The following is a 14,301-nucleotide window of genomic DNA, read 5'->3' as shown; positions in this document are numbered from 1 at the left end:
TTACTGAATTTTACCATTATGGGCTGAGCGCCTTCTTGCAGGCCTTGTATTTGCTGCGGCAGCGGTTCGAGCACAGGAACTCGGTGTTGTAGTCGCCCTTGGGGCAGGCGCCGAGGCAGCGGGTGTTGGCGTTGATGCACTCGGTGAGGGTGCCGACGGCCAGGGTGGGGCGCGGGGTTTCGCGGTTCTCCTCGTCCTTCTCGGGTTCCTTGCGCATCAGCCGGAAGGTGCCCCGCGAGCTGGCGTCGCGCCGGCCGGCCTGGGTGTAGCGGCCCTCGAACATGTTGGTCGAGCAGTTGCCGACGAAGCGCAGCACGGTTGAGGAGGTGAAGGGCACGGTGAAGTCGCACTTGTCGCCGTTCATCTCGCCGGAGCTGATCTGGCCCACCGCGGAGATCGGCGGGCTTGCCTTGACCCGGCCGACCAGCACGCCGTGGAGATCGCGCAGCTCGATGGTGACGGTGATCGGCCCGGCGAAGTCTTCGGGCAGCAGCATGCCTTCGTAGCGCTTTTCTTCGGCGCCGGCGCCCGCGGCGGCAAGGCCGAGGGCGAGCATGCACACCGCCCGCCTGAAGAGGATGCGAGGAGTCATGGGGGTTGGCGGGAGATCGGGGCGTCCAGCTTAAAACACTTCGTCGGCGCCGAGATAGCGCCATTGGCCCGGGGGCAGGTGGCCCAGCATCACCCGGCCGATGCGCACCCGCTTGAGCCCCACCACCTTCAGGCCGACGAGCTCGCACATGCGGCGGATCTGGCGCTTCTTGCCTTCGCGCAGCACGAAGCGCAGCTGGTCTTCGTTGAGCCAGCTGACTTTGGCCGGGCGCAGGGCTTCGCCGTCGAGGGACAGGCCGTGGTTGAGCAGCTTGAGGCCCTCGTCCGACAGCGTGCCTTCGACCCGCACGTGGTACTCCTTCTCGATGCTGGAGTCGTCGCCGATGAGCGCCCGGGCCACGCGCCCGTCCTGGGTGAAGACCAGGAGGCCGATGGAGTCGATGTCGAGCCGGCCGGCCGGGGCGAGCCCCCGGTGGTGGCTGTTGAGGTAGCGGGTTTCGGAGGGGTCTTCGGCCCAGCGGTTCTCGGCGGCGATGAGCACGCTGGCCGGTTGGTAGCCGTCTTCGGCCTGGCCGGAGACGTAGCCCACCGGTTTGTTGAGGAGGATGGTGACCCGGCGCTCCTGGGCGGTCTGGCCGCGGCGGTCGAGTTCGACAAGCTGGCCCGGATGCACCCGCGAGCCCAGCTCGCTCACCACCCGGCCATCCACGCGCACCCAGCCCTTCTCGATGTACTCGTCGGCCTCACGGCGGGAGCACAGGCCCAGCTCGGTCATGCGCTTGGAGAGGCGGATCGAGCCGTCGTCGCGCAGCGGCGAAGGCTGGGGCGCGGTTCGCGGTTCGCCGGTCCAGGGTTTGCGTTCGTGGCGGGGCGGGCGCTCGGTGGCCGGGCGCTCGGCGTCGCGGTGCGGGCCGCGGTCGTCAACGCTGCGCTCGCCGTAGGGGCGGGCGGGGCGGTCGTCGTCGCGCCGGGGCGGGCGCTCGCCGAAGCCGCGGGGCTTGTCGCCGTAGGGGCGCTGGGGCCGGTCGTCGCCGGCGCGGGGCGGGCGGGCGTCGTCGGCGCGGGTACGGCGGGGCGCCTCGGCGTTGGCTTGATCGGGGTAGGAGGCCTTGCTGCGCTTGCGCCAGTCGTTGCCGCCGCCGCGTTTGGCGGGGGCGGGATCGGCGTCGGCGCTGTGGGTGGCGGGTGCGGCGGTGCGCGGCTTGAGCTTGAGCGTGCCTGCGGTGGTGGGCAGGGGCGGGCGGCGGCGGGGCGTGTCGGTCATGGCGGGCCCTTTCAGGCAGCGGGGTGCAGTTGTTGGAGGTCGGCCGCTTCGAGGTAGACCCATTCGCCTTCGGCCAGGCCGGCGAGGACGCCTTCGCCCAGGGCGAGGCCGCCGAAGCCGTGGCGGTGGAGCGTGTCCACATGGTTGCCGGCGGCGGCGATCATGCGCTTGACGACGTGGTACTTGCCCAGGTCGATGGACATTTCGAGGGTGCGTGGCGCGAGCAGGCGGGCGCTGAGGGCCCTCACCGGCTGGGGTTCGTCGATCAGGCTGACGCCGGCCAGCAGGCGCTCGACGAGGGCGTCGGTGCCGTCTTCGGCCAGTTCGGCGCGGTAGATCTTGGGTACGTGCTTCTTGGGGGACGACAGGTTGTGGATGAAGGCGCCGTCGTCGGAGAACAGCAGCAGGCCGGTGGTATCCACGTCGAGCCGGCCGACGCTTTGCACGTTGCGCACCACGAGCGGGTGGGGCAGCAGCGAATACACGCCCCGGTGGTGCTTGGGCTCGTGGGAGCACTCGAAACCGGCGGGCTTGTAGAGGGCGAGGTAGGTCTTCTCGCGGTAGGTCCAGGCTTCGCCCTCGACCTCGAAGACGAGGCCGGCGGTGGGGATTTCGGCGCCCGGATCGTCGACGATTTCGCCGTTGATGCGGACTTCGCCGATTTCGACGAGTTGCCGGCACTGGCGGCGGCTGCCGAAGCCCTGGTTCTGGAGGATGCGTTCGAGTTTCACGGGAAGAGCGGAATTCAGGATCAACCCGATATTGTCGCCGCCCCGGCGGGTGAGGGCAACCGCGGATGCCTCAACGGGTGTTTCAGCGACCCCGCAGGAACAGTTTGTCCAGGTCGGCCATGGAGAGCTGGGTCCAGGTGGGGCGGCCGTGGTTGCATTGGTCGGCGCGGTCGGTGGCTTCCATTTCGCGCAGCAGGGCGTTCATTTCGGGCACGGTGAGGTTGCGGTTGGCGCGCACCGCGCCGTGGCAGGCCATGGTGGCGAGCAGCTCGTTGCGGCGGGCGGTGACGACTTCGGTGGCGGGGTAGTCGCGCAGCTCGGCGAGCAGCGCCCGCAGCAGTTCGGCCACCGGGGCGCGGGCGAGGAGGGCGGGCACGCTGCGCACGGCGAGTTCGGTGGGGCCGGCGGGGCCGATCTCGAAGCCCATGCGCTCCAGCAGTTCGGCGTGCTCTTCGGCGGTGGCGATGTCCTTGGCGCTCACCCCGAAGACGGCAGGGATCAGCAGGCGCTGGACGCCGGGGGTGCCGTCGAGGACGGTCTTGAGGCGTTCGTAGAGGATGCGCTCGTGGGCGGCGTGCATGTCCACAACGATGAGGCCGGTTTCGTTCTGGGCCAGGATGTACACGCCGTGGAGCTGGGCGACCGCGTAGCCGAGGGGCGGGGCGAGGTCGCCGGCGGGCATCGGGGCCGGGGCAGGCGATGTGGCCGGGCCGGAGCGCGGGGCGAAGGCGGTGGCGGCAAAGCCGGGGGCCGGGGCGTCGGCGGGGCGGGCCGAGGCGGCGAAGTCGAAATACGCGCGGGACGCCGGCTCCATCGCCAGCCGACCCTGCTGGGGCGGCGGGAAGTGCTGGGCGGTTTGCCCGGCTGCCGGGGGCTGGGCCTGCGGGATGTCGCCGAGGGCGGTGGATTCGCCGGCCTGGGCGGCGCCGGAGGCGGCCAGCGCGCGATTGAGGGCGTGGTAGACGAACTGGTGCACCGCGCGGGAATCCCGGAAGCGCACCTCGATCTTGGCGGGGTGGACGTTGACGTCCACGCCAAAGGGGTCGAGATCCAGGAACAGCACGTAGGCCGGGTGGCGGCTGCCGTGGAGGATGTCGGCGTAGGCCTCGCGGATGGCGTGGGTGACGAGCTTGTCCCGCACGAAGCGGCCGTTCACGTAGAAGAACTGGGCGTCGCGGCTGCTGCGGGAATACGCCGGCAGGCTGGCGAAGCCGGTGAGGCGCAGCAGGCCCGATTCGGCCTCGATGCTGCGGGCGGCGCCGACGAAATCGTCGCCCAAGAGCGCGCGGACGCGGGCCTCGCGGCGGCCGGCGGCGAGGCGCAGGCTCACCCGGCCGTTGTGAGTGAGCTGCATCGCCACGTCGGGGCGGGCCAGGGCGACGCGGCGGAACACGTCGTCGCAGTGGGCGAACTCGGTGCCTTCGCTCTTCAAGAACTTGCGCCGGGCCGGGGTGTTGAAATACAGGTCGGCCACGTCCACCACGGTGCCGTGGTTGAGGGCGGCGGGGGAAAGCTCGCGCGGGTCGGCGTCGATGCGCCAGGCGTGGCCGGCGCCCTCGAAGCGGCTGGTGATGCTCATCCGCGACACCGCCGCGATGGCGGCCAGGGCCTCGCCGCGGAAGCCCATGGTGCCCACGTGCTCCAGGTCGTCGAGGCTGGCGATCTTGCTGGTGGCGTGGCGTTCGAGCGCCAGGGGCAGCTCGTCCTTCGGAATGCCGCAGCCGTCGTCGGCCACCCGGATGCGCCGCACGCCGCCCTGTTCGAGCTGCACGTCCACCACGGTGGAGCCGGCGTCCATGGCGTTCTCGAGCACTTCCTTGAGCACCGAGGCGGGGCGTTCGACCACCTCGCCGGCGGCGATCTGGTTGATGAGGTGGTCGGAGAGGCGGTGGATGGGCATCGGGGGCTTCCTGTTCGGCAGGGGCGGATTGTAGCCGCTGGACGAAAAAACGCCCCGCCCACCTTGCGGTGGCGGGGCGCTGGCGACGCGGGGCGGAATCGGCGGCCGGTCAGAACGGCAGCACGTCGAGCCGGGTGATGGGCTGGCCGCCCTTGCTCACGGTGCCCGGCACCACGGCGCTGCCCTTGATGGCGGTCTCCACCGCGGCGGGGGCGATCTTGCCGTAGCGGCTCAGGTAGAGCGCGGCGGCGCCGGCGGCGTGGGGGCTGGCCATCGAGGTGCCCGAGGCGGTGGCGACGCCGCCGCTCAGGTAGGTGGACAGCACACCGACGCCGGGCGCCCAGGTATCCACGCAGCTGCCGTAGTTGCTGAACGAGGCTTCGCCGTCGGCGCTGTCGGTGGCGGCGACGGTGATCGCCCCGGCGAGGGTCTTGCCGACGCGGGCGGGCGAGGTGTTGCAGGCGTCGGTGGCGCTGTTGCCGGCGGCGATGGCGTACACCACGCCGGCGTTCACCGATTTGACGATGGCGTTGTCGAGCATGGTGCTGGTTGCGCCGCCCAGGCTCAGGTTGGCCACGGCGGGCTTCACCGCGTTGGCGGTGACCCAGTCCACCCCCTTGATGACGCTCGAGGTGCTGCCGGCGCCGGTGCAGTCGAGCACCTTGACGCCGGTGAGGGCCACGCCCGGGGCCATGCCCACCACCGAGCCGCTGTCGTCCCGGGCGCCGATGGTGCCGGCGACGTGGGTGCCGTGGCCGTTGCAGTCGGTGTTCTTGCGGTCGCCCGCGAAGTTGATGTGGCGCACCAGGTTGAGGTCGGCGTGGGTGGCGATGCCGGTGTCGATCACGTAGACGTTCACGCCGCTCACCGTGCCGCTGCCGTCGCCAGCGAGGGTGGAGGAGAGCGTCGCGCGGGTGGTGGCGACGCCCCACGGCGTGCTCTGGCCGTTGATGCTCATCGGCTTGTCTTCCTCGATGGCCATCACGCTGGGGTCGGCTTTCAGCAGCGCCACCTGGGCGTCGGTGAGCCGGGCGGAGAAGCCCTTGAGCACCTGGCTGAAGGCGTGCTGGGCCTTGATGCCGTACTTGCTCTCGGTGGTCTGGGTGCGCTCCATCACCCGGTCGTCCACGTAGCCCCAGCCGTGGGGGTCGGCGGTGCGGCGGGTGTCCTGGACGGCCTTGCGCACCGGCGCCTGAACGGCCGAATCGTTGAACTGGACGATGTAGGGCTTGGCGGTCTGCGCCTGGGCGACGGGGGCGGCGCAGGCAAGAATGAGCAGGCAGGGCATGGGACGCAGTTTCATTGCGGGTTCTCCTGGTGATTGAAAGGTTTTTTCGACGATCGCCCGGGGTGTGAACAACCGTCAGATAACTTTACTTTAAATGGGAAAATTTCCCATGTATACTGAAATTCATGGATGAGCCAGTCCCTCTCCCCTCTCCGCCTTCTTCAGCGCCCGGCGCCGGCACCGTCGCGCCGGTGTTGCCCCACGCCCTGGTGGTGATGCAGTCGCTGGCCACCTGGCTGGTGCGTTCCGGCGTGGGCCATGGGGAGTTCGCCGCGGCGCTCAAGCCGGTGTTCCTGAAGGCGGCGGTGGCCGAGGCGGCGCGGACCGGCGTGCGCCCCACCGATTCGGCCCTCAGCCTGCTGTCGGGGCTGCACCGCAAGGATGTGCGGGCCCTGGCGCCGACCCTTGCCGAGCCCGATCCGACCGCTCGCCTGGGCAAGCCCACCCCGGCCAGTCAGGTGGCGACCCGCTGGCTCGCCGGCGAGCTGCCCGAGACCCTGCCGGTGACCGGGCCGGCGCCGTCCTTCGAGGCCCTGGCTCGCTCGGTGAGCACCGATCTGCATCCTCGCTCGGTGCTGCAGGAGTTGATCCGGCTGGGCATGGCGGAGGAGGCGGATGGCGTGGCGACCCTGCGCCGTCAGGCTTTCGTGCCGGATGCCCACCACGAGGAGACCCGCGGCCTGCTGGCGGGCAGCGTGGCCGATCACCTGGCGGCCGGCGTGCACAACCTCACCGGCGGCGAGGCCCGGCAGTTTCTCGAGCAGAGCGTGTTTGCCGACGGCCTATCGGCCGAGTCGGCCCGGGCGCTGGAGCTGCTGGCCACCCGCCTGTGGCACGAGGTGCTGGAGACGATGGTGAAGGCCGCCGTGCCCCTGTGCGAGCAGGATGAGCCCGCCGGCGGCGACCGGCGCATCCGCCTGGGCATGTTCTGCTATTCGGCGCCGATGGAAGGCGCAACGCCCCCCGCGGGCGCCCCCGACCCCGAGGATTCCCCCCGATGACAAGCCTGCTCTCCTCCGTCGCCCGCCGCCTGCTGGCAACCCTCACCGCCCTCGCGCTGGCCGCCTGCGGAGGGGGCGATTCCGTTGACGTGGCCGGCGTGGGCAGCGGTGGCAGCGGGGTTGCGTCCGGCTCGGTCACCGGCTTCGGGTCGGTGATCGTGGACGGCGTGGAATACGACGACACCGCCGCCACCCGCGAGGCCGAAGGCGCCGACGGCGCCCGCGCCAATACCGCGGTGAAGCTTGGCCAGCGGGTGCGGGTGCAGTACGCCGGCGGCCGGGTGGCCACCCGGATCGAGGTGCAGGCCCAGCTCGTCGGCCCGGTGACGGCCGCGCCGGGCGCCGGTGGCGTGCTCGCGGTGCTGGGGCAGCGGGTGCGCGTGGTGACCGGCTCCGGCGACCTCACCCAGAGCAGCCCCACGGTGCTCGACGGCTACAGCGGCGTGGCCGCCATCGCCGCCGGCGACGAGGTGGAGGTGCACGGCGCCTGGGCTTACGACAGCGCCACCGCCACCAACGTGCTGGTGGCCACGCGCATCGAGAAACGCGCCGACCGGCCCGACCCGGTTCAGCTCGGCGGCGTGGTGACCGCCATCGACGGCACGACGATCCGCCTCAATTCGGCCAGCGGCACCCCGGTGCGCGCCGCCAGTCTGCCCACTCTGGCGGTGGGCGACGTGGTGCGGGTGTGGGCCAATCGCTCGGCGCTGGCGGTGTCGCCGGTGCTGGCCCTGCGGGTGGCCGCCGACAGTGTGGCCGCCGATCTGGCCGGCAACGCCAGCGTGAGCGTGAGCGGCCTGGCCTCCCACTACGACCCGGTGGGCCGCACGGTGGAGGTGCAGGGCGTGAAGGTGAAGCTCGCCGACGGGGTGACGGTGGATGAAGACGCCTTGGCGCGGGGCGGCTTCGTCACCGTGAGCCTGTCCCGGGGCGGCGCGACGCCGCTGGCCAGCGCGGTGAGCCAGCGCAGCAGCGGCAGCGACCTGGGCCGCACCGTCGAGGTGAAGGGCGTGACCCGCGGGGTGGACTGGACCGCCCCGACGGTGAGCTTCGTGCTCCGCGGCACCCCCATCCAGGCCAGCGCCGGGGCGATTGCCCCCGTCTGCCGCAGCGTGGCGGTCAGCGCCGACGTGCTGGTTGAGGTGCGCGGCAGTACCACCGGCAGCGGCGCGGCGGTAACCGCCGCCTCGGTGAGCTGCAGTACCGCCTTCACCGGCGCGCCCACCGCCGACTACACCGGCACCCTGGCCGCCATCGACACCGCCGGGCGCAGCCTGCGCCTGCTGGTCAGCGCCACCGGCCAGCACCTCGTCGCGGTGTGGGACGACAAGACCTATTTCGAACAGCACCCCGCCAGTCTGCCGATCGGCCTGCGGGTCGAGGTTGAGGGTGTGATGGACAAAGGCAGCAACACGTTGCGATTGAGCAAGGTCCGGGCGGCCGATTGAGCCCCGCCCTGGCCTGCACCCTCAATTGACCGCTCAGGAGCATTCCATGAAATTCCAGACGATCCGCCCCCACGCCGCCACGGCCCTCCTTGTCAGCCTGCTGCTGGCCGCCTGCGGTGGCGGCGGCACTTCCTCCGGCACCGCCGACGCTGGCACCGTCCAATCCGCCAGCGGCACGGTGACTGGCTTCGGCAGCGTCTTCGTCGACGGCGTGGAGCTGGAGGACGCCAAGGCCGCCACCCGCGTCGAGAACCCCGACGGCAGCTACTCCGCCGTGGCCCTCGAGCTGGGCCAGCGGGTGCGCGTGGCCCACGACGGCAGCGGCACTGCGTCGGTGGTCACCGTCGATGCGGCGGTGATCGGCACGGTGGCCGCCGGCAGCATCGACACCGCGGCCCTCACCCTCACCGTGGCCGGTCAGGCCGTGAAGGCCAACACCGACGCCACCGCCGGCGCGGTCACCCGCTTCGGCGGCGGCTACGCCGGTTTTGCCGACATCGCCGCCGGCGACATCGTGGAGGTGCACGGCAGCGCCGTGTACGACAGCGCGGCAGGCGGCTACTTCGAGAATTCCACCCTCATCGCCAATCAGATCGCGAAAACCGCAGTGCGGGTGATGGGCAAGCTGGCGGGCCTCGACAGCGCCGCCAGGACCTTCACCATCAACGGGCTCACCGTCTCCTACGCCGCGGCCACCCTGTCGCCCTCCACCGCCACCCTCGCCAACGACCAGACGGTGGTGGTGTGGGGCCCCGCCAACGCCCTCACCGTCAGCGGCGGCACCCTCAGCCTGGCCGCCTCGCGGGTCAAGGCGGTCAATGCCGGCCTGGCCGACACCGTGGTCAGCGGCACCGCCCAGCTGGGTGGGCTGGTGAGCAACTACAGTGCGTCGGCCGGCAGCTTCGAACTGGAAGGGGTGAAGATCCTCGTCGGCAGCGCCACCGTCACCCCCACCGGGGCGAGCGTGGCCAACGGCGCCTGGGTGCAGGTGACGGGCACCGTGGGCGGCGACGGCACCATCGCCGCCACCGCCATCCGCGTCCGTCAGGCCAGCACCGCCGACGATCTGGCCACGGTGCGGCTGGTGGGCGCCATCGAGAGCCTGACCGACCCCCAATCCTTCGTGGTGCGGGGCGTGCCGGTGGATGCGGCGTCGGCCACGGTGGACGCCACCTGCAGCGGCGTGACCCTGGCGGTGGGCACCGTCGTCAACGTGACCGCCACCGCCCAGAGCGGCACCGACGTGGTGCTGGCCTCGCGCCTTGCCTGCCCTGCCGCCGCGGCTTACACCATGCGCAGCCTGAGCGGCACCGCCGGCACCGTGGACGTCACCGCCCGGACCTTCGTGCTCACCACCGGCACTGGCACCCAGAAGGTGCAGTGGAGCGATCAGACCGTCTTTGCCGGCATCGCCGCCACCGCCCTGGACGGCGTGGCGCTGGTGGTGGAGGGCTACCTGGATGCCACCGGCACCCTGATCGCCCGCAAGGTGCGCAACCCCGCCGCGGCAAACGGCAAGCAGGACGCCGACGACTACGCCAAGGCCGGCAACACCGGCACCCGCTCCTGGAGCAGCTATCGCAGCAGCAGGCACTGACACCCGATGACGAAACCGCCGGACGGAGCGCCGGCGGTTCGATGAGGCGAGCATTCGCAACTTGGCCGGGCGGGCAACTGCCCGGTTTTTTTTGCGCAGTGCGTCCGCCCGCGCCGCGGCCCCTTCCGCGGTGGCCGCATGCCTTTTGCCGCAGCCAAACCGGCCTGCCTGGCCGCGAACCGGCTTCATCGCCCGCGCAAGACACTGCCGCAGCGTGAATCGTCGTCTCTCCGCCCGGAAACCGACTTTCTGCCCGTGAAACTGAGTTTCAGCGCCTGAAACTGCGTTGCGCGAACCGGAAACTGAGTTTCAGCCCGTGAAACTGTCTTTCCGGTCCGAGAAACCTCGATTCACGGCGTGAATCGAGGTTTCAGGCGCTGAAACAGCGTTTCCTGCGGCGATCAGTGCTTGTCTGGCGTTAGACATCGGTTTATTCACCGGAAACCGTGCTTCCCTGCGATTTGGCCTGTCATCGAGGCGGTGCTGGAGCAAGGCTCTGGCGAGACGTCTTCAAATGCGCCTTTGCTAGAGCCGGTTTAAATATTCATGAATGTTATTTGTGTCGACTTTTCTTACATTTACAAAAAATGACAAAAGTATTGTTCATATTATTCAATCAGAAAAGATTCTGGGCATGGTTAGTGCTAACGGGGGACGTGTAACGATATTTCAACAAAAAAGAGGTGATGCTCATGAACCGTTCCATGAAGACCTTGATCGCAGCCCTGACCGTGAGTGCCGCTTTGACTGGCCAAGTCGAGGCTACTTCCGTCGCCATCGTCAAGGGCGACTACTACACCCCCAACCTCAAGACTCAGCTGGAGAACAACGGGGTCATCGTGATGGAGGTGGCGGACTACACGGCGGCCAGCCTCTCCGGCTTCGACGCGGTGGTGCATTACGGCAACAGCTTCACCGACCTGACCGCCCTGGAGGCTTACGTTACCGGCGGCGGCCGTCTGGTCCTGACGCCTTGGTCCGGTTGGAATTTCGGGCTGACGCCGACGCTGCAGATCTTCGATAACGGCGGTAGCGTCCCGCAGTTCTTCACCGGGTATCCCGGTGTGACCGTGCTCGATGCCGGCAATCCGCTACTCAAGAATGTCGTGCTTCCCGCTGGCTCCGGCGGGTTCGACGTCGGCCGCATCACCAACATCCATACCGTTTTCGGTGTGAACGACGTGGCCAACTGGGCCGACGGTACGGATTTCATCGGTGAGAAAGCGGTTGGCGCCGGTAAGGTGATCGGCATCAACATGCATGTGATTACCAGCGATACCGCCTACGCCGTGATCGACCAGCCCTGGGCAAGTCAACTCATGCTGAACGCGGTGGGTGCGACGAATGCCGTGCCTGAGCCGACCAGCGCTGTCCTCGCCAGCCTCGGCCTGCTGGGTTTCGCCGCCCTGCGCCGCAGACAAAAGGCGGTTGCAGTCGTCGCCTGAGCGCAGCGTCGGTTGCGTCGATGCCAGGTAGCGGGATCGCACCGATGCGACCGGGCACTGTCCGGAACTGCGTCTGCGGTCTCGCGCTGCCGAAGCGGCGGGCTGGGTTCTTCGCCAGCCGGCGTTACCCGGGGCGCTTGCCGTCGGGTCGGGGGACGGACCCTCGTCCCGGCCGGTTAGATGCCCCGGCGCCGGGGCTGCTCTGGCGATAGTCGGGCGGTGACGGCGCGATCCAGATGATTTGAGCGACCGCCATCGGGGGGATGCCCCGATGGCGGTCGTGACATGGGGCGGCGCCATCCGCGCAGGGTGCGTCCCGTCACGCCACGCGCCGCGCACTCGCCGCACAGCCGCTGGCGCTTCGGGCGGGCCGAGCCGCGGCCGTTTCAACGGCCTTATACCGCGATCCGCCGCGATCCGCCGCGAGCCGAAGTCGACCGCCGGCGTCTGCGCTTGCCAAGTGGCGCGCATCGGTGAGGACGTGGCCGGGACGCCCGACGCCATCCTTGACCGCTTCCTTGTGGCGCGCCATATCGGCGCCAAGTCGGCGTGCGCCCGCTGCGATGCCCTGAACCGGGCCCGGCACCGGGTTGTTCGCGCAAGCGCCGGTGACCACGAGCCCGGCGCCGCCGCCATGCCGTGAGGCAGGCATCTGCGGTCGGGCGGGGCTGGCGATTCCCCAGTCGATCCTGGCCCAACGGGCGGGCCTGACGGGCGTGCGGCCGCAAGCGCCGGGCGGCGCTGCGCCATTACCGGATCTGCGGGCACGAGCCCTTTGCGCCTTTGAGGGGGATGTCCTCCCCGTCAGTCGACTTGGCCCCAGGGTCGGGTCGGAGCCTTGCTGCTTCGGTGGCGGCGGGATTCGGTCTGAGCGCGGTCAAGAGGGGGCGCCGGGGGCGTGCGGAGCATCGGCGGTTCGATGAGGCGCACGTTTGCAAGCTGGCCGGGCGGGTAACTGCCCGGCCAGCTTGCGTTTACCCCTTCAGCCGCCGACGAGCTGGATGTCGCTGGCGCCGAGAGTGGGCCGGTTGGCAAGGGTGGCGAGGAGGGTGGCGGTGCCTGCGCCGCTGCCGTCCCGGTCGAACCAGAGCTGGCCGTTGGCGGTGTTGTAGAGGAACTGACCGCCGCTGCCGCTGGCGGCGGGCAGGCTGCCGGCGCTGCGTAGCACGGCGGCGGTGCCGGCCACGAGGCCGAAGTTGGGGGCGCGGATCGCCAGCTTGTCGCCGTCGCCGCTGCGGAAGTCGGTGATCGTGTCGCCCCCGTCGGCGGCGGTGGCGAAGACGAAGCTGTCGGCCCCGGCGCCCCCGGTGAGGGTATCGGCCCCGGCGTTACCCGTGAGCGTGTTGGCGGCGCCGTTGCCGACGAGGGTGTCGTTGAAGCCGGAGCCGATGGCGTTTTCGATGGTGGCGCCGTAGGCGATGGTGAAGTTGTCGCGCACCATCGTCTGGCCGTTGGAGAAGCGCACGCCGATGGACGACCAGCTGCCGGCGTTGAGGTTGAAGGTGACGCCTTCGGGCTGGTTGCCGGCGTCGAGGGTGTCGTTGCCGCCGGCGTCCCACAGGGTGTCGTAGATGTAGTTGTCGCTGCCCCAGCGATACACGTCGTCGCCGGCGTGGTTGCCGGTGTTGGCGCCGTAGAGGTATTGCAGGGCGGCGATGTCGTTGAGCATCGGGCTCACCGGGTAGACGCCGTTGCTGTAGCCGGTGACCGGGGCACCGTCGTAGCTGCGGGCGCTCATCACCGAGTATTTGAGCTGGTCTTCGCCGGCTTCGGGGGCGGGCGAGCCGAGGTGGGGCTGGACGAGGCCGACCGCGTAGCCGATGGAGAACAGGAGGTTGAGGTAGTCGTAGCTGCCGACCGTGGGGTCGGCGTAGTGGTCGGTGGTGTTGAGCCAGATGTCGCCGGCGTTGGCGCTGTTGCCCGGCGACCAGGCGACGATGTTCGAGGTGCTCGGGGCGCCGCTCTCGATCCAGCGGATGTCGCCGGCGCTGGTGAGGGTGTCGTCCACCTCGACGAACGTGAGGTTGCACACGGCGGAGAAGGCCGCCATGGCGTCGCGGGCGGCCTGCTGCTGGCTGCTGTCGAGGCCGTAGTAGGGCGAGTGGATCACCGTGCCGCCCAGCTGGTTGGCGTAGTTGAAGACGGCGATGTCGTCGGCGAAGCTGTAGGTGAGGGTGGTGCCGGTGCCGATGGCGCCGCCCCACTTGGTGCTGCTGACGAGGTTGTCGATGCTGTCGTCCACCGCGGCGGGGACGCTGATGGCGGTGAGGGCGGCGCGGTTGACGTCGATGCCGGGGCGCGGGGCGCTGGTGTCGTCGTTGCGGATGGTGCCGCTGGCAAGCGCGGTGCCGATGACCGCACCGCGGGCGCCGGAGAGCCTGACGTTGAAGGTTTCGTCGATCTCGGCGAGGGCGTCGCCAAGCACGTCGACGGTGATGGTGGCGGTGGTTTCGCCGGGTGCGAGGGTGATGCGGTCGCCGGGGAGGAAGATTTCGATGAAGTCGGTCTCATTGACGGTGCCGCCTTCGACCTCCCAGTCGGCGCGGACTTCGCCGTCGGTGTTGCCGCTGCGGGTGACGGTGAAGGTGAAGGGGGTGGTGCCGCCGTTGCCTTCGCTGCGGTTGGCGTTGGCTGCGCTGATGTGCAGCACGGGGGCCGCCCCGGCGGCGATGACGTAGGCGCCGATGGCGCCGTCCAGCGCTTCGGCAGCGAGGTAGTAGGTGCCGCTGGTGTCGGGGGTGTAGATGAGCGAGGCGTTGAGCCCGGCGCCGCTGTCGTCGTCGCTGTCGAGTTCGTCGCCGCTGGCGTTGAAGAGGGTGATGAGCGGGTCGGGGATGCCGCCGCTGGCGGCGCCGTCGAGGCGGAAGGCGTAGGACGTGCCGGCGGTGAGGTTGACGCGCCACCAGTCCACGTCGTCGGGGCTGTCGATCAGGCCGGTGGCGGTGCCGCCGATGGCGAGGCTGGCTGCGGTGCCGGTGTTGGCGGGGATGTCCTGGTCGTCGTTGGCGATGGTGGCGGTGGCGCTGGCGGTGCCGAGGGTGGCGCCGCTGGGGTTGCTGAGGCCGAGGGTGAAGG

Annotated in this window: 10 protein-coding genes; 4 read left to right on the top strand and 6 right to left on the bottom strand. The window is 70.1% G+C overall.

What is annotated here, in order from left to right:
* Window positions 1-16: 16 nt before the first annotated feature.
* The 5 genes from ACE3N6_RS06355 to ACE3N6_RS06335 all read right to left on the bottom strand — a co-directional run bounded on the left by ACE3N6_RS06355 (window position 17) and on the right by ACE3N6_RS06335 (window position 5,750).
* Window positions 17-592, bottom strand: coding sequence for a hypothetical protein (locus ACE3N6_RS06355; RefSeq protein WP_374244351.1), 576 nt, complete (start codon window positions 590-592; stop codon window positions 17-19).
* Window positions 593-622: 30 nt separating this feature from the next.
* Entirely contained in the window at window positions 623-1,816 is a 1,194-nt protein-coding gene (locus ACE3N6_RS06350; RefSeq protein ID WP_374244350.1) for a pseudouridine synthase, read from the bottom strand.
* An 11-nt stretch (window positions 1,817-1,827) separates the two neighbouring features.
* The gene (locus ACE3N6_RS06345) at window positions 1,828-2,547 is read right to left on the bottom strand and encodes a pseudouridine synthase (RefSeq protein WP_374244349.1); all 720 of its coding nucleotides are present in this window, start codon (window positions 2,545-2,547) and stop codon (window positions 1,828-1,830) included.
* Window positions 2,548-2,629: 82 nt separating this feature from the next.
* Window positions 2,630-4,447, bottom strand: coding sequence for a DNA mismatch repair endonuclease MutL (gene mutL, locus ACE3N6_RS06340; protein WP_374244348.1), 1,818 nt, complete (start codon window positions 4,445-4,447; stop codon window positions 2,630-2,632).
* Window positions 4,448-4,556: 109 nt separating this feature from the next.
* The gene (locus ACE3N6_RS06335; protein WP_374244347.1) at window positions 4,557-5,750 is read right to left on the bottom strand and encodes a S8 family peptidase; all 1,194 of its coding nucleotides are present in this window, start codon (window positions 5,748-5,750) and stop codon (window positions 4,557-4,559) included.
* A 110-nt stretch (window positions 5,751-5,860) separates the two neighbouring features.
* Between ACE3N6_RS06335 and ACE3N6_RS06330 the strand changes: the two genes are divergently transcribed.
* The 4 genes from ACE3N6_RS06330 to ACE3N6_RS06315 all read left to right on the top strand — a co-directional run bounded on the left by ACE3N6_RS06330 (window position 5,861) and on the right by ACE3N6_RS06315 (window position 11,226).
* Entirely contained in the window at window positions 5,861-6,736 is an 876-nt protein-coding gene (locus tag ACE3N6_RS06330; protein ID WP_374244346.1) for a DUF6502 family protein, read from the top strand.
* Window positions 6,733-8,184: a DUF5666 domain-containing protein gene (locus ACE3N6_RS06325; RefSeq protein ID WP_374244345.1), complete on the top strand. Its 1,452-nt coding sequence runs from the start codon at window positions 6,733-6,735 to the stop codon at window positions 8,182-8,184. The genes ACE3N6_RS06330 and ACE3N6_RS06325 overlap by 4 nt, the downstream gene beginning before the upstream one ends.
* 46 nt (window positions 8,185-8,230) lie before the next feature.
* Complete coding sequence (locus ACE3N6_RS06320; RefSeq protein WP_374244344.1) at window positions 8,231-9,781, top strand: DUF5666 domain-containing protein; 1,551 nt, start codon at window positions 8,231-8,233, stop codon at window positions 9,779-9,781.
* A 692-nt stretch (window positions 9,782-10,473) separates the two neighbouring features.
* A complete protein-coding gene (locus ACE3N6_RS06315) occupies window positions 10,474-11,226 on the top strand; it encodes a PEP-CTERM sorting domain-containing protein (RefSeq protein WP_374244343.1) in 753 nt (250 codons plus the stop codon).
* Between the two features lie 982 nt (window positions 11,227-12,208).
* Here the strand turns inward: ACE3N6_RS06315 and ACE3N6_RS06310 are convergent.
* Window positions 12,209-14,301, bottom strand: a 2,093-nt coding sequence (locus tag ACE3N6_RS06310) for a M10 family metallopeptidase C-terminal domain-containing protein (protein ID WP_374244342.1), incomplete at its 5' end; no start/stop codon positions are given.

This window comes from Zoogloea sp. (genome assembly GCF_041904905.1).
Classification (GTDB): Bacteria; Pseudomonadota; Gammaproteobacteria; order Burkholderiales; family Rhodocyclaceae; genus Zoogloea.
The sequence above is the reverse complement of the archived record's forward strand: the minus strand, read 5'-3'. Positions and strand labels throughout refer to the sequence as shown.